The sequence below is a fragment of the Amycolatopsis mediterranei genome (genome assembly GCF_026017845.1).
GTDB lineage: Bacteria > Actinomycetota > Actinomycetes > Mycobacteriales > Pseudonocardiaceae > Amycolatopsis > Amycolatopsis mediterranei.
In genome coordinates this window covers 3520948-3543152 of sequence record NZ_CP100416.1, presented here as the reverse complement: position 1 = coordinate 3543152, position 22205 = coordinate 3520948, and the positions used below count along the sequence as shown (strand labels likewise).

3 protein-coding genes are annotated in these 22205 nt (G+C 73.8%); 2 read left to right on the top strand and 1 reads right to left on the bottom strand.

Annotated elements, in window-relative coordinates; all coding sequences use genetic code 11:
* Position 1 precedes the first annotated feature (1 nt).
* A complete protein-coding gene (locus tag ISP_RS16810) occupies positions 2 to 17929 on the bottom strand; it encodes a non-ribosomal peptide synthetase (RefSeq protein WP_013224965.1) in 17928 nt (5975 codons plus the stop codon).
* A 2206-nt stretch (positions 17930 to 20135) separates the two neighbouring features.
* Here ISP_RS16810 and ISP_RS16805 point away from each other — a divergent pair.
* The gene (locus tag ISP_RS16805; RefSeq protein ID WP_013224964.1) at positions 20136 to 20534 is read left to right on the top strand and encodes a histone-like nucleoid-structuring protein Lsr2; all 399 of its coding nucleotides are present in this window, start codon (positions 20136 to 20138) and stop codon (positions 20532 to 20534) included.
* Positions 20535 to 20788: 254 nt separating this feature from the next.
* The gene (locus ISP_RS16800; protein ID WP_013224963.1) at positions 20789 to 22201 is read left to right on the top strand and encodes an alpha/beta hydrolase; all 1413 of its coding nucleotides are present in this window, start codon (positions 20789 to 20791) and stop codon (positions 22199 to 22201) included.
* Positions 22202 to 22205 lie beyond the last annotated feature (4 nt).

Below are 22205 nucleotides of genomic sequence, written 5' to 3'. Positions count from 1 at the left end.
TTCAGTGGTCGTGGCCGGCGGCGAGCCGTTCGAGGTCCTGCAGGACCCGTTCTTCGACGAGCTCCGCCAGCGCCAGCACGGTGCCGGCGGTGAGCACGTCCCTTGGCGTGATTTCGACGTCGAAGGCCGACTTCGTCATCGACGTGATCTGCAGGCTGCGCAGCGAATCGCCGCCGAGGGCGAAGAAGTTGTCCTCGACGCCGACCCGGTCGAGATCGAGCGCCTCCGCCCAGATGGCCGCGAGGACTTCTTCGGTCTCGGTTTCCGGGGCTGCGTACCCGGCGCTCTCCTCCGGCGCGGCCGGGGCGGGCAGCGCCCGCCGGTCCAGCTTTCCGTTGGCCGTCAACGGAAGCGCGTCGAGCCGGACGAACGCGGCGGGCACGAAGTGGGCCGGCAGGGCCGCGGCGACGTGCTCCCGCAGCCCGCTCCCCGGATCGGCGCTGCCCGGATCGGCGCTGCCCGGATCGGCGCTGTCCGGATCGCCCACGAAGTAGGCGATCAGCCGCTGGCCGTCGGCGACCACGGCGGCGTCGCGGACTCCCGCGTGCTTGCGCAGGACCGCCACGATCTCGCCGGGCTCGATCCGGAAGCCGCGGATCTTCACCTGGTCGTCGGCGCGGCCCAGGAACTCGAGCGTGCCGTCGGCGCGCCACCGCGCCAGATCACCGGTGCGGTACATCCGCGTCCCCGGCGCCCCGAACGGATCGGCGAGGAACCGCGTGGCGGTCAGGCCCGGCCGGTCGAGGTACCCGCGGGCGAGCCCCGCACCGGAGACGTACAGCTCCCCCGCGACGCCGATCGGCACCGGGCGGAGGGCGGCGTCGAGGACGCGGACGCGGGTGTTGCGGATCGGGCGGCCGATCGGCGGGGTGGCCCCGGGTTCGAGGGGGTCGCTCCAGGTCGCCACCACCGTCGTTTCGGTGGGCCCGTAGGCGTTGATCATCCGGCGGCCCGGTGCCCAGCGGGCCACCAGGTCGGCCGGGCAGGCCTCGCCGCCGACGACCAGGGTCCGGAACGCGGGCAGCTCGACGTCGGGCACGCTCGCCATGGCGACCGGCGGGATCAGCGCGTGGGTGACGCCTTCGTCGCGCAGCACGGCGGCCAGGTGCTCGCCGAGCAGCGGCCCGGGCGGCGGCACGACCAGGGCGGCCCCGGCGGGCAGCGCCATGCACAGCTCCAGCACCGACGCGTCGAAACTCGGCGAAGAGAACTGCAGCACGCGGTCGCCGGGCCGGACGTCGAAGTGGGCGATTTCGGCCCCGGAGAAGCTCGCGAGACCGGCGTGGGTGACGACGACGCCCTTCGGGGTGCCGGTCGAGCCCGAGGTGTAGATGACGTACGCCGGCGCGGCCAGGGGCACCGACCGGCCGAGTGGGCCGGCCGGGCTGTGGGCCTCCGAGCCGTCGAGGACGAGCACGTTCTCCACCGGCAGCGGCGTTCCGGGCTTGGTCACCACGACGACCGGGTTCGCGTCGGCGAGCATGAACGCGATCCGCTCGGCCGGGTAGTCCGGGTCGACCGGCAGGTACGCGGCGCCGGTCTTCAGCACGGCCAGCTGCGCGACGACGATCTCCACCGAACGCCCGAGGGCGAGCGCGACGATTCGTTCCGGCCCGGCACCCCGCGCGGCCAGCAGCCGGGCCAGCCGGTCGGCGCGGGCGTCGAGTTCGGCGAAGGTGAGCCGTTCGTCGCGGGAAAGCACCGCGACGGCGTCCGGGGTGCGAGCCGCCTGGGCCTCGATCAGCCCGGTGAGGGTGACCGGCGGGACCTCGTGGCCGGTGTCGTTGAAGGTCACGAGGACCTGGTCGCGTTCGCCGGCACCGAGGACGTCGAACTCCCGCAGCGGCCGGGCCGGGTCTTCGGCGATCGCTTCCAGGAGGTGTTCGAGCCGCCCGGCCAGCCGCCGGATCGTCGCTTCGTCGAACAGCGCCGGGTCGTAGCCCAGGCCGAGCGACAGGCGCGGGCCGGGCGCAGCCACGATGCTGAGCGGGTAGTTCGTCGTCTCCATCGCCTGCAGGTCACGCAGCCGCACCCCGTGCGCGGCGACATCGTCGGCGGTGACCGGGTAGTTCTCGAACACCACGAGGCTGTCGAACAGGTTCCGGCCGCCCTCGACCCCGCTCCAGGCCTGCACCGCGGTCAGCGGCACGTGCTCGAACCGGCGTGATTCCGCCTGCGCGGTCTGCAGGCCGCGCAGCCAGCCGGCGACCGGGGCCGCCGGGTCGGCGGTGACCCGCACCGGCAGGGTGTTGATGAAGATGCCGGTGATGTCGTCGACGCCGGCCAGCCCGGCCGGGCGGCCGGACACGGTGGCGCCGAAGCAGACGTCGTCCTCGCCGCTGTGCCGGGCCAGCAGCAGCGCCCAGGCCCCCTGCACGACGGCGTTGAGGGTGAGCCGCTCCCGCCGGGCGAACGCCGCCAGCCGGCCGGTCGCCGCCTCGTCCAGGTCGCGGCTGACCCAGGTCGATGAGCTCGATTCGTGGGCGAACGCGGGGACCCGGTCGTAGGGCAGCGGCGTCGGCTCGGTGACGTCGGCGAGCTCGCGGCGCCAGTACTCTTCGGCGCCCTCGGCGGTCTGGCCGCTCAGCCACGTGACGTAGTCCCCGAACGGGCGGCGGTGCGGCAGCGCGGGCGGCGTGCCGTCGCGCAGCGCCGCGTAGGCGGTGCAGACGTCGGAGAGCACCTGGAAGACGCTCCAGCCGTCCAGCAGCACGTGGTGGAACGTCCAGACGAGCTGAACGGCGTCGCCCGGAAGCCGGGCCAGCGTGATCCGCACCAGCGGCGCGGCCGCCAGGTCGAACGGCTTCGCCCGGTCACTCGCGAGCAGCTCGCGCAGGGCTTCCTCGCGATCGCGATTCCGCCAGTCGAGCTCGGTGACCGGTACCCGTGCTTCGCGGTGGACCACGAGCAGCGGCTCGGGGACGTCCTCCCAGACGACGCTGCCGCGCAGGACCGGCGTCCGGTCGACCACGTGCTGCCACGCTTCGGCCAGGAACCGCGGCTCGGCCACGCCGTCCAGGACCGCGGTGACCTGTTCGAAGTAGACACCCTGGGATTCCTGGGACAGCCCGTGGAAGACCATGCCCGCCTGCATCGGCGTGAGCGGGTGGACGTCGGCCACGCCACGGCCGTCACCGGCGATCCGGTCCACCTGCCGCTGGGTCAGCTCGGCCAGCGGGAAGTCGCTCGGGGTGCGGCCGCCGGCACCGGGTTCGGCGCAGTGCGCGACGGCTTCGCCCAGCGCGGCCACCAGTTCCGCGGCCAGGCGCTCCACCGTGGCGGCGGTGTGCGTGCCGCGCGAGTAGTACCAGGTCAGTTCCAGGGTTTCCCGGTCCACCCGGCCGACGACGTCGAGCAGGTGCGCCCGGCCGGCCCCTTCGCCGACCGAAGAGTCGAGGCTGCCGGCGGCGCCGTCGAGCCGGCCCAGGTAATTGAAGCTGATCTCGGGCTGCAGCGCGGGCGCGGTCCCGGTCAGGTACCGCAGCGCGCCGAAGCCCGCTCCGCGGCGGGGCACCGCGCGCAGCTGTTCCTTGACCGACTTGAGCAGCGCACCCCAGTCGTCGTCGATCCGCAGCGCCACCGGGTAGAGCGAGGTGAACCAGCCGACCGTGCGGGACAGGTCGACGTCGTCGAACAGGTCCTCGCGGCCGTGGCCCTCCAGGTCGATCAGCACGCCGTCGCGGCCGGTCCAGCGAGCCAGCACCCGGCCCAGCGCGGCCAGCAGCACGTCGTTGACCTGCGTCCGGTAGGCGGCCGGGACGTCCTGCAGGAGCGCCCGCGTCAGCTCGGCGTCCAGGCGCGTGGTGACCGTGCCGGTGCCCTCCTCGGCGGCGCCGTGGTCGACCGGGAGGGCAGTGTCGATCGGCAAAGCAGGGTCGACGGCGAGCGCTTCGCGCCAGTACGGCAGTTCGTCGTCGAAGCCGCCGGCCTGGGCGTGCGCGGCGAGCCGGTTGGCCCAGTCGCGGAACGAGGTCGTCTTCGGCGGCAGCGGCCCGCCGCGGTAGGCGGTCTCGAAGTCCTCCAGGAGGATCCGCCACGAAACGCCGTCGACGACGAGGTGGTTGACCGTCAGCCGCAGGACGGCAGGCTCGAGCAGTTCGGCGGTGAGCAGCGGCCCGCGGGCCACGTCGATGCCGGCGCCGAGGATCTTGGCCGGTTCGGCCGGGGCGTTTTCCTGGCCGCCGATGGTGAACCGCATCCGCAGGGCGTCATGGTGCGCGGTCAGCGTGGCCAGTGCCGCTCGCAGCGTCCCGACGTCGAACGGTTCGGCCCGCTCGATCCGCACCGACTGCGTGAACTGGTCGGGATCGCCGAAGTGCCCGGCGAAGAACCAGAGCTGGATCGGGGTCAGCGCGGCGACGCCGGTGACCGGTCCCTGCTCGGCCACGGTGACCGCGGCCGAGCCCGCCGCGACGGCCAGCGCGGCGACGGTCTGGTGGGCGAACAGGTCCCGCGGGGTCAGCGCGAGGCCGTGCCGCCGGGCCCGGGAGACGACCTGGATGCTGAGGATCGAGTCGCCGCCGAGTTCGAAGAAGTTGTCCTCGACGCCGACGCCGGGCACGCCCAGCACCTCGGCCCAGACTTCGGCGAGCACGCGTTCGGTGTCCGTGCGCGGCGGCACGTACCCGGCCATCGGCTCCGCGGCGGGTTCCGGCAGCGCCCGGCGATCGACCTTTCCGTTGGCGCTCAGGGGAAGCGCGTCGAGCGTCACGAAGGCCGACGGCACCATGTAGTCGGGCAGGTCGCGCTGCAGCCACGCCCGGAGGTCGGCGGTGCCCGCGGTGGTGACGACGTAGGCGACGAGCCGCCGGTCGCGGGTGACGACGACCGCTTCGGCGACGTCCGGGTGGGCGGACAGGGCCGTCTCGATCTCGCCCAGCTCGATCCGGAAGCCGCGGATCTTCACCTGGTCGTCGGCGCGGCCGACGAACTCCAGCACGGCTGCGTGATTACCGGGGCTTCGCCCCGGGCCGGGGGCTTCGCCACCCGGACCCCCGGAAAGCGAGCCACCGGACCAGCGGACCACGTCGCCAGTGCGGTACATCCGCGCGCCCGGCTCGCCGAAGGGGTTGGCCACGAAACGTTCCGCGGTCAGCCCCGGCCGGCCGAGGTAGCCGCGGGACACGCCGGCGCCGGCGACGAACAGCTCCCCCGTCACGCCCGGCGGGACCGGCCGCAGCCCCTCGTCGAGGACGTAGGCGGCCATGTTGTCCAGCGGCTGCCCGATCGGCATCGCGTCCGGGACCGCGGCTTCGGGGGCCAGGACGTACCGGCTGGCGAAGGTGGTCGTCTCGGTGGGGCCGTAGCCGTCGACGACGGTCAGCCCCGGGCAGGCCGCCCGCACCTGGCGGACGGCGGCGGCGGGGACGACGTCGCCGCCGGTCCACACCTCGCCGGCGCCGCGCAGGCAGCCGGGATCCTCCTGCGCCAGCAGGCGGAACAACCCGGCGGTCAGCCAGAGCGCGGTGACACCCTGCCCCGCGACGACCTCGCGCAGGACGTCGGCGTCGACGTCTCCCGGCGGCGCGACGACCACCCGGCCGCCGTTGAGCAGCGGCACCCACACCTCGTACGTCGAGGCGTCGAACGCCTGCGGCGAGTGCAGCAGCACGCTGCGGTGCGCCTCGCCCGCGAACGACCGGTCCGACGCGAGAGCCACGATGTCGCGGTGGGTCACCGCCACGCCCTTGGGCTGACCCGTCGACCCGGACGTGTACATCACGTACGCCAGATTCCCCGGCTGCACCACGACATCGGCCGCACCGGCCGGGCCGGTCTCGTCCACCCGCACGACGGGTCCATCATGGACGTCCACATCGGACCGATCGGTGACGACCACGGAGACGCCCGCTTCGGCCAGCACCAGGCGCATCCGGCTCGCCGGCGCGCGCAGGTCGACCGGCACGTACGCGGCCCCGGCCTTGAGCACCGCCAGCTCGGCGACGACGACGTCGGCCGACCGCTCCAGCAGCAGGCCCACCCGGTCCTCGACGCCCACACCCAGCTCGATCAGCCGGCGGGCGAGCCCGTCGGCACGGGCGTCGAGCTCCGCGTAGGTCAGGTCGCCGACCGCCGGGGCGTCCGGCGTCCGGCGGACCTGCTCGGCGAACCGGCTCACCACGGTGGCCTCGGCCACCGGGTGCGCGGTGTCGTTGAACGTCCGCAGCACGCGCTCGCGGTCGCCGTCGGTCAGCAGGTCGAGCTCGCCGACCCGCAGGCCGGGGCCCGCGGCGATGCGGTCGAGGGCGAGCAGCAGCTGCCCGGCCAGCCGGTCGATGGTGGCCCGGTCGAACAGGTCCGGGTCGTGGTCGAAGGTCACCGTCAGCCGCTCGCCGGGCGCGACGACGACGCTGAGCGGGTAGTTGGTCGGCTGCAGCTCGCCTTCCTCGTGCAGGCCGATCCCGTGCGCGGCCACGGCTTCGGTGTCGAACGGGTAGTTCTCGAAGACGAGGATGCTGTCGAACAGCGTGGTGCCGCCCGCCCAGGTCTGCAGCTGGGCCAGCGACACGAAGTCGAACCGGCGCGAGCGCGCCTGGGCCGCCTGCAGCTCGCGCAGCCAGTCCGCCACGGTGTGTCCGTCGTGGACGGTCACCGGTGCGGGCAGGGTGTTGATGAACAGCCCGGCCATCGACTCGACGCCCGGCAGGTCGGCCGGCCGGCCGGACACGGTGGTGCCGAAGACGACGTCGGATTCCCCGCTGTAGCGGGAAAGCACGAGCCCCCAGGCACCCTGCACGATCGTGTTGAGCGTCAGGCCGGCGCGGCGCGCCAGCTCCCGCAGGCCGTCGGCGGGTGCCGACACCCGGACCGACGCGGCGGACCGGGCGCGGTGGGCCTCGACCGGACGGCGGTCGAACGGCAGCGGGGTCGGCGTCCGCAGCCCGGCCAGCTGGTCGCGCCAGTGGGCTTCGGCGGCCACGGTGTCCTGCTCGCCGAGCCAGCGCAGGTACTCGCGGAACGGCGGGCGGTGCCCCGGCGTCGTGGCGCCCGCGTACCGGGCGCACACCTCGCCGAACACCTGCGCGGCGCTCCAGCCGTCGAGCAGCACGTGGTGGAACGTCCACACCAGCAGGACGTCGCCGCCGGGCAGCCGGGCGAACGCCAGCCGCAGCAGCGGCGCGGCCGTCAGGTCGAAGCCCTCCGCGCGATCAGCCTGGAGGAACCGCTCCTGCTCGCGGGCCCGCTCGTCGTCGTCCAGCGCCGTCCAGTCGAGCTGGACGACCGGGACCGTGACGGCCCGCTCGACGACCTGCACGGGCTCGTCGAGCCCGTCCCAGACGACGCGGGTGCGCAGCACCGGCGTGTCCGCGACGACCGACTGCCACGCCCGGGCGAGGCGCTCGGGGTCGGTGATGCCGGTCAGCCGCAGCCGCACCTGGTTGAGGTAGGTCCCGGCCGCGCCGTCGACAAGGCTGTGGAAGACCATGCCCGACTGCATCGGGGTGAGCGGGTAGATGTCCTCGACCGTCCGGCCGGTGCCGGCGAGGCGGTCCACCGCGGCCTGGTCGAGGCGGGCCAGCGGGAAGTCCGACGGCGTGCGGCCGCCGGCGTCCGGCCGGGCGCAGTGCGCGGCGATCCCGGTGAGCGCTTCGGAGAGGGCGTCGGCCAGCCGGCGGACGGTGGCCTCGGTGTGCACGCCCGCCGAGTACTGCCAGGTCAGTTCCAGCTCGTCGCCGACGACCGCGCCGACGACGTCGAGCTGGTGCGCGCGGGTCTGCTCGGGGTGCGCGGCGCCGCCCAGGCCGCCGCCGTGGTCGAAGCGGCCCAGGTAGTTGAAGCTGATCCGCGGTTCGAGGTGCGGGGCGGTACCGGCGAGGTAGCGCAGGGCGCCGTAGCCGATCCCCCGGCGGGGAATCGCCCGCAGCCGTTCCTTCGTCGTCTTCAGGGCCTCGCCCCAGTCCGCCCGGGACGAGGTCAGCTCGACCGGGAAGATCGAGGTGAACCAGCCGACCGTGCGGGAGAGGTCGATCCCGGGGAACAGGTCTTCGCGCCCGTGGCCTTCGAGGTCGACCAGCACGCGGTCGCGGCCGGTCCAGTCGCCCAGCACGCGGCCGAGCGCGGTCAGCAGGACGTCGTTGACCTGCGTCCGGTACGCCCCCGGCACGTCGTGCAGCACCGCGCGGGTCACGTCCGCGGGCAGCCGCACGACCAGCGAGCGGGCCGAGCCGTAGGTGTTTTCGCCCGCCGCGTCGACCGGCAGGTCCGGGTCGGCGTCGATCGCCGCCCAGTGGGCGAGTTCGCCGTCGAAGAAGCCGTCGGCCGTGTGGCGGGCCAGGGTGCGGGCCCAGTCGCGGAAGGATGTCGTCCGGGCCGGCAGTTCGCCGCCTTCGAGCAGGGTTTCCAGGTCCTCCAGGAGGATCCGCCACGAAACGCCGTCGACGACCAGGTGGTGCGCGGCGAGCGTCAGCGTCGTGCCGGACAGGTCGGCACGCAGCAGCGGCCCGGTTTCGAGGTCGATCGTGGCGCCGAGGACGTCTTGGGCGTCCGGCGCGTGGTGCGGGCCGTCGGCGGTGAACCGCAGCCGCAGGGCGTCGTGGTGCAGCTGGAGCTCGCGCAGCGCGCGGCGCAGCACCGCCGGGTCCGGCGGGGCCGGCAGTTCCACCGAGACGGACTGGGCGAACTGCCCGGGGTGCACCGGCCGCGGGTCGAGGTACCAGTGCTGCACCGGCGTCAGCGGCATCCCGCCGGTGACCGGTTCGGCGTCGGCGACGGCCGCGGGCGCGGCCGGGGTGGCGGCGAGGGCGAGCGCGGCGACGGTCGGGTGGTCGAAGACCTGGCCGGGCATCAGGTCGAGGCCGGCCCGGCGGGCCCGGGAGACCACCTGGATGCTCAGGATCGAGTCGCCGCCGAGCTCGAAGAAGTTGTCGTCGGCGCCGACCCGCTCCACCCGCAGCACCTCGGCCCAGATGCCGGCGAGCAGCCGCTCGGCGTCCGTGGCGGGCTCGCGGTACCCGAGCCCGGAGACGAAGTCGGGCGCGGGCAGCGCCCGGCGGTCGACCTTGCCGTTTTCGTTCAGCGGCAGGGCTTCGAGCGGCACGAACACGGCCGGGACGAGGTAGTCCGGCAGCGAGCGCAGCAGGAATTCGCGCAGGTCCGGCGTCCCGGTCACGACGACGTAGGCCACGAGCCGCTTGGACCCGCCGTTTTCGGCCGCGACGACGACGGCTTCGGCCACGCCCGCGTGGGCGGTCAGCGCCGTCTCGATCTCGCCGAGCTCGACGCGGAAGCCGCGGATCTTCACCTGGTCGTCGGCGCGGCCGACGAACTCCAGCACGCTGTGACAACCGGGGCTTCGCCCCGGGCCGGGGGCTTCGCCACCCGGACCCCCGGAAAGCGAGCCGCGGGTCCACCGCACGAGGTCGCCCGTGCGATACATCCGCGCGCCAGGCGCTCCGAACGGGTCGGCCAGGAACCGTTCCGCCGTCAGCGCCGGCTGCCCGAGGTAGCCGCGGGCCAGCCCGGTGCCGGCCAGGTACAGCTCGCCGACGGCACCCGGCGGCACCGGCCGCAGCCCGTGGTCGAGCACGTGGGCCGCGGTGTCGTCCAGCGGCCGTCCGATCGGCAGCACGTCCGGCACCGGCTCGCCGGGCGGCAGCGGGAACCGGGTGGCGAACGTCGTGGTCTCGGTGGGGCCGTAGACGTCGACCACGGTCAGCCCCGGGCACGCGTCCGACACCTGCCGCACCGCGGCGGGACGCACCACCTCGCCGCCCGTCCACACCTCGCGGACGCCGCGCAGGCAGCCGGGATCCTCCTGCGCCAGCACGCGGAACAGCCCCGCGGTGATGAACAGCCCGGTCACCCCGTGCGTGGTGATCACGCGGCGCAGCACGTCGGCGTCGATGTCCCCCGGCGGCGCGACGACCACGCGGCCGCCGCTGAGCAACGGTACCCACAGCTCGTACGTCGAAGCGTCGAACGCCAGCGCGGAGTGCATGAGCACGCTCCGGTGGGCGGGGACGGCGAAGGCCCGCTCCCGGGCCAGGCCGACGACGGCCCGGTGGCTGACGGCCACCCCCTTGGGCGTCCCCGTCGAGCCCGAGGTGTACATGACGTACGCGAGATTGTCCGGCCGCAGCAGGACATCCGGCGCGTCGGAGGGCTCGTCACCGGATTCGCCGATGGTCACCACCGGTCCACTGTGGACGTCCTCGGCGAGCGCCCGGCCGGCGTCGTCGGTCACCAGCACGCGGACCCCGTCGAGCAGCGCCGTCAGCCGGCTGCGGGGTGCGCGGGCGTCCAGCGGCAGGTAGGCGCCGCCGGCCTTGAGCACCGCCAGTTCGGCGACGACGACGTCGGCCGAGCGGCCGAGCAGCAGCCCGACCAGGCCGTCCCGCCGCGCCCCGAGGGCGAGCAGGCGGTGGGCCAGCCGGTTCGCCCGGGCGTCCAGCTCCGCGTAGGTCAGGGTTACGTCGCCGGTGACGGCGACCGCGTCGGGAGTGCGGCGCACCTGCTCGGCGAACAGGGCGGGCACGGTCGTGTCCGGGCAGTCCTGCGTGGCGCCGTTCCCCTGGTCCAGGACGGCTTGCTGCTCGGTGTCGGTGAGCATGCGCAGCCGGGCGAGCGGCTCGTGCGGCCGGGTCGCGAGCTCGGCCAGCAGGGTCTCGAGGTGCCCGGCGAACCCGGCGACCGTCTCGGCGTCGAAGAGCTCGGGGTCGTAGCCGAACAGGAACTCCAAGCGCTCCTCGCCGGGGTAGGCGACGACGCTGAGCGGGTAGTTGGTCGTCTCCACGCCCCGCAGGTCGCGCAGCCCGAGCTCCGCGGTGACCGGGTAGTTCTCGAACACGAGCAGGCTGTCGAACTCCCCGCCCCAGCTCTGCAGGCGCGCCAGGGACAGGTGGTCGAACCGCCGGGCTTCGGCCTGGGCGTCCTGGAGGCCGCGCAGCCAGTCCGCGGCGGCCGCCCGCTCGTCGACGTCGGCGACGACCGGCAGCGTGGTGATGAACATGCCGGTGATCTCCCCGGCCCCGGGCAGTTCGGCGGGCCGGCCGGCGACCGTGGTGCCGAAGCAGACCTCCGGCCGGCCGGTGTGGCGGGCCAGCAGCACGGCCCAGGCGCCTTGGACGAGCGTGTTGAGGGTGAGCCCGAGGCGCTGCGCGGCGGTGCGCAGCGGCCCGGCGGGCAGCTCGATCCGCAGCGAGGCCGTCGATTCGACCGGGTGCGCTGGGGACCGAGGGCGGTCGGTGCGCAGGCGGGCCTGCTCGGGCCGCCCGGAAAGCCTTTCGCGCCAGTAGGTTTCCGCCGTCGGCTGGTCCTGTTCGGACAGCCACCGGACGTGGTCGCGGAACGGCGGGCGGGCCGGCAGCGTGCGCCCGGCGTGCGCCGCCGCGACGTCGGAGAGCACCTGGAAGAGGCTCCAGCCGTCCAGCAGCAGGTGGTGGAACGTCCAGACCACGCGGACTTCGGTCGCCGAGACGCGCGCGAGCAGCAGCCGCATCAGCGGGAGCTCCCCCAGGTCCAGGCCGGCGTCCCGGTCGGCCGCCAGCACGGTGTCCAGGTCCTCCGGTGCGGACGTCCAGTCCCGGTGCTCGACGGGCAGGGTGACCTGCCGGTGGACCACCTGCACCGGCGTGTCGAGGCCGTCCCAGACGACCTGGGTGCGCAGGACCGGCGTCCGGTCCACCACCCGCTGCCAGGCGCGGCCGAGCGCGGCCGGGTCGGGGACGTCGCTCATCACGAACGTCACCTGCTGGAGGTAGGCGTGCCGGCCGCCGCCGGTGAGCCGGTGGAAGAGCATGCCGGCCTGGGCCGGGGTGAGCGGGTAGATGTCCTCGACGTCGCGGCCGTCGCCGGCGAGCCGGTCCACCGCGGCCTGGTCGAGGCCGGCCAGGGGGAAGTCCGACGGCGTGCGGCCGCCCGCACCCGGCTCGGCGCAGTGCGCGGCGATCCCGGCCAGCCCGTGGACGAGGTCGTCGGCGACGGTCCGGATGGTGGCTTCCTCGTGCAGCTGGTCCGAGTAGAACCAGGTGATCTCCAGGCGGCCCTCGGCGACCCGGGCGACGACGTCGACGGCGTGCGCGCGGACGTCGGCGGGGTGCTGCGAGAGTTCGAGTTCCCGCTCGATCCCTTGGTACAGCTCGCCTTCGACCTCGAAGCGGCCGAGGTAGTTGAAGCTGAGCCGGGGCGTCACCGCGGGGGCGGTCCCGGCGAGGTGGCGCAGCACGCCGTAGGACAGGCCGCGGGCCGGGATCGCGCGCAGCTGCTCCTTGACGGACTTGAGCAGCGTCGCAATGTCAGCGTTGGGAATGTCGCTGTCCGGGGCGTCGAGCGCTACGGGGAACATCGACGTGAACCAGCCGACCGTGCGGGAGAGGTCGACGTCGTCGAACAGGTCCTCCCGGCCGTGGCCTTCGAGGTCGACCAGCACGCGGCCGGCGCCGCTCCAGCGGCGCAGGGCTCCGCCGAGGGCGGCCAGCAGCACGTCGTTGACCTGGGTGCGGTAGACGCCCGGGACGTCCTGCAGCAGCGCCCGGGTCAGCTCGGCGTCCAGCCGGGTGGTGACCGTGCGGGTGCTCGCCACCGTGTTGGCGCCGTCGGTGTCCAGCGGGATCTGGGCGCCGTCGACCGCCCGCCAGTACGGGAGGTCGCCGGCGAAGTCGTGCTCGGCGAGCCGGTTCGCCCAGTCCTGGAAGGACGTCGTCCGGGCGCTCAGCTCGCGCCCGTGGTAGGCGTGGCCGATGTCCTCCAGCAGGATCCGCCAGGAGACGCCGTCCACCACCAGGTGGTGCACGGTCAGGCGCAGCGTGGTGCCGTCCAGGTCCGCGCGCACCAGCGGGCCGCGTTCGATGTCGATCTCCGCGCCGAAGACGTCGGCTTCGCCGGGCTCGGCGTGGAACTGCGTCCAGCCCTCGGTCGTCTTGCGGAACCGCAGCCGGAGGGCGTCGTGGTGGGCGACGACGGTGTTCACCGCCGCGCGCAGGCGGTCTCCGTCGACGTCGTCGGCGAGCCGGACGCCCAGCTGCTGGACGAAGTGGTCCGGGTCGGCCGGATCGGTGTCGAGGAACCAGTGCTGGATCGGCGTGACGACCACTTCGCCGGTCGCGGGCGGCCGCTCCTCGGCGGGTGCGACCGTCCCGGCCGCCGCGGCGAGCACGGCGATCGTCTGGTGGCGGAAGACGTCCTTGGTGGTGATCCGCAGGCCGGCCTTGGCCGCCTCGGACACCAGCCGGATGCTGAGGATCGAGTCGCCGCCGAGCTCGAAGAAGTTGTCCTCGACGCCGACCTCGGGCAGGCCGAGGGCATCGGCCCAGATGGCGGCGAGGAGCCGTTCGGTCTCGGTGCGCGGCGCGACGCGGGTGGTGCCGCCCGTCCAGTCGGGGGCGGGCAGGGCGCGCCGGTCGAGCTTGCCGCTGGGGTTGAGCGGCAGCCGGTCGAGCGGCACGAACGCCGACGGCACGAGGTGCGCGGGCAGCGAAGCGCCGAGGAACTCGCGCAGGCCGGCGGGGGCCTCGGGCACCACGTAGGCGACCAGCCGCTGGTGGCCGGCGTCGGTGCGCGCGACCACCACCGCTTCGGTGACGTCCGGGTGCTGCCGCAGCGCGGCTTCGACCTCGCCGGGCTCGATCCGGAAGCCGCGGATCTTGACCTGGTCGTCGGCGCGGCCCAGGTACTCCAGCTCGCCGCTGCGACAACCGGGGCTTCGCCCCGGGCCGGGGGCTTCGCCACCCGGACCCCCGGAAAGCGAGCTGTGGGTCCAGCGCACGACGTCGCCGGTCCGGTACATCCGGGCGCCCGGCTCGCCGAAGGGGTCGGCCACGAACCGGTCGGCGGTCAGGCCCGGCCGGCCGAGGTAGCCGCGGGCCACCCCGGCGCCGCCGAGGTGCAGTTCGCCGGGCACGCCGACGGGCACGGGCCGCATGCCGGGATCCAGGACGTAGGACCGGATGCCGGCGATCGGGCGGCCGATCGGCGGGGTGCGGTCGGTGTCGTGGTACCACGCGGTTGCGTACACAGTGGACTCGGTGGGTCCGTAGATGTTGGCGATCCGGCTGCCGGGCAACGCTTTCCGGATGTCGAGCAGCGCGTGCCGCGTCAGCGCCTCACCGGCCAAGACCACAGTGGACGGTCGCAGCGACACCGCGCCCTGGGCCAGCAGCTGGGCGAACGCCGAGGGCACCCCGCTGACCAGGCCGACCGGCCGGCCGGTGTGCTCGCCTTCGCCGAGGGCCAGCACGTCCCGCACGATTTCGACGGTGGCGCCGGTCATCAGCGGCGCGAAGATCTCGAACACCGAGACGTCGAAGTTGAGCGACGTCGAAGCGACCACGGTGGACCCGGGCCGGAAGACGTCCGCGAAGTCGGTTCCGGCCCACGCCATCAGGTTCGCGGCGCTGCGGTGGGCGACCACGACGCCCTTGGGGCGGCCGGTCGAGCCGGACGTGTGGATCACGTAGGCGGGGTGGTCCGGGTTCGTGGCGCGGGCGAGCGGCGCGGCGGAGACGCCGCCGAGCAGAGCCGGGTCGTCGAACGCGAGCGCGGGGACGGACCCGGGGCCGCGGCCGTCCGGGGTGAGCAGCAGGGCCGGGCCGGCGTCGTCGAGGATCAGTTCCTGGCGGTCGGCGGGGTAGGCCGGATCGACCGGGAGGTAGGCGGCGCCGGACTTGAGCACGCCGAGCAGCGCCACCAGGATCCGTTCGGTGCGCGGCAGGGAGACGGCGACGAACCGCTCGGGCCCGGCGCCCCGCTCGGCCAGGATCCGGGCCAGCCGGGTGGCCTGCTCGTCGAGCTCGGCGTAGGTGAGCGAGCGGTCCTCGCAGACGACCGCGACCGCGTCCGGCGTGCGGGCCGCCTGGGCCTCGAACAGCTGCGGCAGGGTGGCTTCCGGCGCTTCGAGCACCGGTCCGCGCGACAGCTCGGCCAGCTGGGCCAGCTCGGCGTCGCCCAGGATCGGCAGCTCGGCCACCGGCCGGTGCGGCTCGGCGACCACCGCTTCGGCCAGCACGCGCAGGTGCCCGGCGAAGCGGTCGATCGTCGCGGCGTCGAAGAGCGCGGTGTCGTACTCGATGGCGACGCTACGGCCCTGCGGCTGGAACTCCAGCACGAGGTCGAACCGGGCCCGGGGGCGGGGCAGATCGTGCTCGCCCAGGCGGAGGGCGCCCGCCTCCCGGGGCCGGACGAGGTCCTGCTGCAGCACCAGCAGGACCTGCACCAGCGGGGTCCGGCTCGGGTCACGGGCCGGCCGCAGGTCGTCGACGACCTGGTCGAAGGGCACTTCGGCGGCGGCGAAGGCCGCCAGCGTCGTTTCCTTGACCCGGTCGAGGAAAGCGTCGAACGGCTGGGCCGGATCGACCGCGGACCGCAGGACGAGGGTGTTGACGAAGAAGCCGGCGAGCCGTTCGAGCTGGTCGTGGTCGCGGCCGGACACCGCGGTGCCGACGGCGACGTCGTCCTGCCCGGTGTAGCGGGCCAGCAGCACCTGGACGAGGGCGGTCAGCGTCGTGAACAGCGTCGCGCCGGTGTCGTGGCCCAGTTCGGCGAGCCGGCCGGCCAGCTCCGCCGGCAGCGCGTACCGGCGGATCGCGCCCTCGCCGGCGCGGACGGGCGGACGGGGCCGGTCGGTGGGCAGGTCCAGGGGCTCGAGGCCGGTGAGCTGCTCGCGCCAGTACGCCAGCTGCCGCTCGCGCAACGGCCCGGTCAGCCGGTCGTGGTGCCAGCGGGAGTAGTCGCGGTAGCCGATGTCCAGCGGCGCGGGCTTCTCCCCCGCGTAGAGCGTGGCGAACTCGTCGACGAGCAGGCCGACGGACCAGCCGTCGGTGATGATGTGGTGCTGGCAGAGCAGGAGCAGGTGCTCGTCCGGGCCACGGCGGATCAGCGTGGCCCGCGTGAGCGGTCCGGCGGCCAGGTCGAAGGGACGGTCCAGTTCGGCCGCGAGCTGCGCGTCCAGGTCCGCCTCGGCGTCGGCTTCCCGCAGCGGGATGGTGCCTTCCTCGGCGACGACCTGGACGCCCTCGCCGTCGACGGTCGGGAACGTCGTCCGCAGCGACTCGTGGCGCGCGGCCAGCCCGTCCAGCGCGGCGAGCAGGGCTTCGCGGTCCAGCGGGCCGGAGAGGGTGAGGCCGACCCCGGCGTTGTATTCGGTGCTGCCGGGGTTCTGCTGGTCGAGCACCCAGAGGCGGCGCTGGACCGGCGAGAGCGGCACCACGGCGTCGTGAGCGACGGGCTCGATCCGGCCGGCCGGGGCACTGGATCGAGCCGGCAGCAGCTCGGCGAGCTTCGCGATGGTGCGGGCGTCGAACACCACCCGCGGGGACAGCTCGGCCCCGAAGCGGGCGCGGATCCGGGCGAGCGCCTGCGCGCCGAGGATGGAGTCGCCGCCGAGTTCGAAGAAGTCCGCGTCGACGCCGATGTCCGGCACGCCCAGCACGTCCGCCCAGATCTCGGCGAGGGCCCGCTCGGCGGGTGTCCGGGGCGCGGTGTGGGCGGCCCGGACCTGGGCGGCCCAGTCGGGTTCGGGCAGGGCGTCGCGGTCGAGCTTGCCGTGGTGGGTCAGCGGCATCGCCGCGAGCGGGACGAAAGCGGCCGGGACCATGTACGGCGGCAGCCGGTCGGCCGCGGCGGCGCGCAGGTCGGCCGGATCGGCGTCCCCGGCGACGTAGGCCACCAGGCGCTTGACGCCGGGCTGGTCCTCGCGGGCGACGACGACCGCCTCGCGGACGCCCTCCTGCTCGCGCAGCAGTGCTTCGATTTCGCCCGGTTCGATCCGGAACCCGCGGATCTTGACCTGGTGGTCGGTCCGCCCGGCGAACTCCAGCTCGCCCCCGGCGGTCCGGCGGACGACGTCGCCGGTCCGGTACATCCGGGCGCCGGGCTCGCCGAAGGGGTCGGCCACGAACCGGCTCGCGGTCAGCCCCGGCCGGTCCAGGTACCCGCGGGCGAGTTCCGGACCGGCGAGGTAGAGCTCACCGGTGGCCGCGGGACGCAGGGCCTCGTCGAGCACGTACGCGGTGGCCTCCGGCAGCGGGTGGCCGATGGGCGGGGTGCCCCCGGGGACCAGCGGGTCGCTCCAGGTGGCCACGACGGTGAATTCGGTGGGACCGTAGGAGTTGATCATCCGGCGGCCGGGCGCCCAGGTCCGGACCAGTTCGGGCGGGCAGGCGTCGCCGCCGACGATCACCGTGCGGAAGTCCGGCAGCCCGGCCGCGTGCTCGGCGGACAGCGTGGCCAGCGCGACCGGCGGGATGAGGGCGTGGGTGATCTTGTGCTCGGCCAGGACGTCCGCGAGCCGGTCGCCCAGCAGCGGGCCGGGCGGCGGCACGACCAGCGCCGCCCCGGCCGGCAGCGCCATGCCGAGCTCGAGGATCGAGGCGTCGAAGCTCGGCGAGGAGAACTCCAGGACCCGGTCGCCGGGCCGCACGTCGTACTGCTCCCGCATCGCGGCGAAGAAGCCGGCCAGGCCGCGGTGGGTGACGAGCACGCCCTTGGGCACCCCGGTCGACCCGGACGTGTAGATGAGGTAGGCCGGGTGGTCGAGGTGCAGCGGACGCGTCCGATCGGCGTCGGTGGGGTCGGTGTCGGCCAGGCCGTCGAGCAGGCCGGGTTCGCCGAGGTCGAGGGTGGCTTTGGCGTTCCCCCTGCCCACGACGAGCACGGGTTTCGCGTCGGCGAGCACGAAGGCGAGCCGCTCGGCGGGCTGGTCGGGGTCGACGGGCAGGAAGGCGGCGCCGGCCTTGGCCGTGGCCAGCTGCGCGACGACGAGGTCGGCCGACCGCGGCAGCACGAGCGCGACGACCTCTTCCGGGCCGGCGCCGTGCCGGATCAGCAGCCGCGCCAGCCGGTTCGCGCGGGCGTTGACGGTCGCGTAGGTCAGCGTGCCGTCGGCGCCGGTCAGCGCCGGTTCCGCCGGGGTGCGGGCGGCTTGGGCCTGGACCAGCCCGGCAAGGGTGGATCTGTCGTCGTCCGCGGCAGGAACCGAGACGTCGTATCGCGGCATTGCTGAAACCTTTCGAGCACGGGTGAGGTCAGCGCAGGGCCGTCCGGGCGCTGGGAGATGACACGCAGAGGGGGCCCGCGACCAGGAAAATCGCGAGAAAAGGCGGCCGGATCCGGGCGTTCGTCCCCTCGCGGCCACCGGCTTTTTGCCACTCGTTCAACAAATCGGCCCGGCGTGCCACACACCGGGCAAACCCGCAGGAACGAAGGCGAGACACATTGATCCTTTCCAGCGTGCAGCCGCGCGGCAACGTCCGGAAACAGTTCCGATTTCGACGGCGCCCCCGCGGAGCCGATTAGGCTCCAGCGACCGTCGAACGTGCGCGACAACCAGCGTTCTTCGTGCAACAGGTCCGGTCATCCGGCAGTCAAGCACCCCCAAGACCAGCCGGATTGGCATCACGCTACCCAGTGAACGCCTTACTCGTACCGCCGAACGGAGCATTGCCGAAAAGGTTCAAAAATCGCGGTGGTTTGCCCAGACAGCGAGTAGTACAACGTCGATTATTGTTCACTCTTCTGCCGGAAAATGTTACCTCGATTGGGAGGTTTGACTTTACGGCAGAGCGCTCACCAGCGCAGACGCACCGCCCTCCGAGTGACGACCGCGCCTCGGCAACCGAAGTAAGCAACTTTCGAAGTTGTGCTTCAGCTTACGACACATCACCCGATTGGCGGGTAACGCGGAAGGGGCGGGGACATCGGTGAAATAGTCGATCAACACAGATACTCCCCGCGTCCCGGCAACCGGGCAATGCCGACGCCGGAATGCAACGATGTCCGATTTCGTCGGGGTGAACGGCGTTCAAGGGGAGTGCTGGTGCAGTCGGTGCCGGCCGGGTGCCGAGGCGGGGCCGGGGTGCCTCGGCACGGGGGTGGTGATCGCGGCTGCGGCCTCGGCGGTGGTGATGGGCGCGGGGCCGCGCGGACCAGGTCCGGCTCGCTTGCCTTGCTGCTTCGAGCGCGACTGGAGGCCGCGCTGACGGAGACTACTCGACCAGACCCGCCGACGGATGCGGTCCGGCTCAGCCACCCCACCGGCTCATGCGCGACCGGGATCAGCCGGGCCGGAGACCGCACCCGCCGACGGACCCGACCCAGCTCAGCCCCCACCACCCACCCCAAGCGCGGCCGGGCCGCCTGCCGGAAACACCGCCCAGACCCACCGACGAATGCGGCCCGGCTCAGCCAGCCCCCCACTCAAGCCCGACCGGGACCAGCTCTGCGGAAACCACCCGACCGCACCCGCCCGACCGAGCCGACCCAGCTCAGCCGACCCACCACCCCGAGCAACCGGAACCACCCCCGCCGCCAGCCGGCGCGCCGGGGACCCGTATTGCCGGAGACCGCTGAGAGCCGAATCTGCCGACCGCGCCCATCCAGCTCAGCCGGTCTCACCTCCCGGGACCCCGCAGCGGCGAGCGCAACCGCCGCCGGCTCTCGAGCCCAGCCCAGCGGGCGAGCCGCGCTGCCTCCCCCGGCGTGCGCGCCCTTGATCGACACCGGCCGGCACCGCGGCGACCGCGAGCGGGCGGGCGGGGGCCGTGAGCGCACCCGCCCTCCCTCCGTCCCGCGGGCGGTCGCGAACCCGGCGAGCCGCGCCCCAGCCCGGCGGACGAGCCGCACCCGCAGCGGCCACCTCCAGCGAGGCGCCAGGGCGGCCGATGTCACCCATCCGACGAAGGCCCCCTTGATCAGCGCCGGAGCGAGCGCAGGCACTTTCCGGCGCCAGCGGGGTACAGCAGCCGCGGCCCCGGCGAGCCGCCACAGCCACCGGCTTTCCCGCCCCGGGCTTTCGAACCCACACCGACCCTCCCGCGGCGAGCATTCCGGGAACACGTTCACCACCGAACCGGAAACCGCAGAACGGCCACGGCCGTCCGGAAAGGACGTCCACAATAGACCGCGCGCCGCCCCTACCAGGCGACCTCCTCGCCGTCGCCACGTCGCGGCCGACCCGCCGGTAACCCGACCGAAGTCGTTCTTCACCCATTGAGGCGACACCGGCCCCATTTCCACCGACCGGCCCGGCCTTGCCCCGGCCGCCTGCTTCCTGGCCCGATGCGGGCAATTACGCCGAACGGACCCGGGCCGTTTCCCTGCGAGTTGAATTCCCTTTCGCGCCGGTTGTCGATACACTTCGCGGCGAACGCTGCGCATTGTGCTGTTCGCGTTCTCGAGCGCACATCCACCGGAGGAGCACCCAAGTGGCCCAGAAAGTCTCCGTCGAGATCCTCGACGACATCGACGGCAGCACCGCCGCCCAGACCGTCCAGTTCAGCCTCGACGGCGTCACCTTCGAAATCGACCTTTCGGACCGGAACGCGAGCGCCCTTCGCCACGAACTGGCCCGCTACATCGGCGCCGGCCGGCGCGTCGGCGGGCGCAAGGTGCGGGTGGCCACCGGCCAGTCGACCACCGCCTCCGATCGCGAGCGCAACCAGCGGATCCGGGCCTGGGCGAACGCGAACGGCTTCGAGGTCTCCGAGCGGGGGCGCCTCTCCTCCGAAGTCGTCGCCGCCTACGAGCGGGTGCACGACGCCGACACGGAATCGTCAGTGCCGTCGCCGCGAAAGCGTGCTCCGCGCAGGAAAGTCGCCGCCTGACTTCCGATTACCGCAGGTTTTGCCGCTCCGAAGACTGTTTCTCCGCCGAATCGGCGCACCCCCGAACTCGGGCGCCGAACAGGAATGTCCGAGCACCCGGACCGGCGATCCGGCCGACGCCGGGTGCTGCGGTCGCAGGTGGACGATCGCCGGCTGCCCGCCTCCGGGAGCGCGGCGCCTGATCGGCTCTTGTGGTCCAGACCCGGGCACCCTACGGTCGGCGGGGTCCGGGTCGTCGCGGGGAGGAGCCTCGGGTGCTGGGAACCGTTCTGGCGAGCGCACTTCTGCTGACCGGCGCCACCCCGGCCGTGGCCGCACCGGCGGTGGCCGAAACCGGCTGGACACCGGCCCCGATCGTCTGGACGCCGTGCCCGGACGACCCGGACAGCCCCACTCCGGCCGACGGCGAGTGCGGCACGCTGCAGGTGCCGCTGGACTGGAACTCCCCGGGCGGCCCGTCGATCTCGCTCGCGGTGGCCCGGCACCGCGCCACGGATCCCGCCCACCGCATCGGCGTGCTGCTGGCCGACTTCGGCGGCCCCGGCTCGTCGAACGCGGAACTCGCCGCGACCCCGAGCGTGTTCAGCCCCGAAGTCCGGGCCCGGTTCGACATCGTGGGCTTCGACGTGCGGGGAACCGGCCGCAGCGAATTCATCGAATGCCCGGTCACGGGCGAGCCGCCGGGCGACGAGCCGGCCGGGCCGGCCGAGTTCGCCGCGCTGCGGACCTCCAGCGAGCAGGCGGTTTCCGCCTGCCGCGCCCGCAACCTGCCCGTCTTCGACCACGCCGACACCGGCGTCAACGCCCGGGACATGGACGCGGTCCGCCGCGCGCTGGGCGAAACGCGGATCAGCTTCGTCGGCATCTCCTACGGCACGCTGCTCGGCCAGCAGTACGCCGAACAACACGGGGACCGGCTGCGGGCGATGGTGCTCGACAGCTCCGTCGACCACAGCGCCGGCATCGAGCGGTTCCTCGGCGACCGGGCCGCCGCCGCGGACGACGCGTTCCGCGAGTTCGCCGCCTGGTGCGACCGGACGACCACCTGCGTGCTGCACGGCCAGGACGTTTTCGCCGTCTGGCGGAAAGCCCTCGCGGTGACCGCCGGGACACCGCGGGCGCAGAGCGAGCTGCGCAACTGGGTGCTGGCGGACATGTACCACCCGAACTGGGACGACCTGGGCCGGGCGATCGCCGACACCGCGGCCGGGAACCCGCCGGTGACCGCGCAGTTCACCTACAACTACGACTCGATCCGCCTCGCGGTCGTGTGCCAGGACTTCGACCTCCGGATCCGGAACTTCGCCCAGTACACGACCTTGCACGCCGAAGAGCTGCGGCGCGGGCCGCTCATGCGCGGCAGCACGCTGAGCCACGGCGAAGCGATGGCGTGCCTGGGTGTCCACGGCCCGCCGTCGAACCCGCCCCACCGGCTGAGCATCCCGCGGGCGCCCCGGATCCTCCTGATGAACTCCCGCCACGACCCGGCGACCCCGTACGCGTGGGCGCTCGCGATCCACCACCAGGCCCCGGCGAACACGACGTTGCTGACGTACGAGGGCTCAGGACACGGCGTCCACGACAAGAACGCCTGCACCCGGTCGGCCATGGACCGCTACCTGCTGACCCTGGCGGCACCGGAGCACGACGTCAGCTGTCCGGCCTGACCGC

Bases quoted from the DNA above. Each gene is read 5' to 3' on its own strand.
- ISP_RS16810 (WP_013224965.1), bottom strand. From the start codon at position 17,929: ATGCCGCGATACGACGTCTCGGTTCCTGCCGCGGACGACGACAGATCC.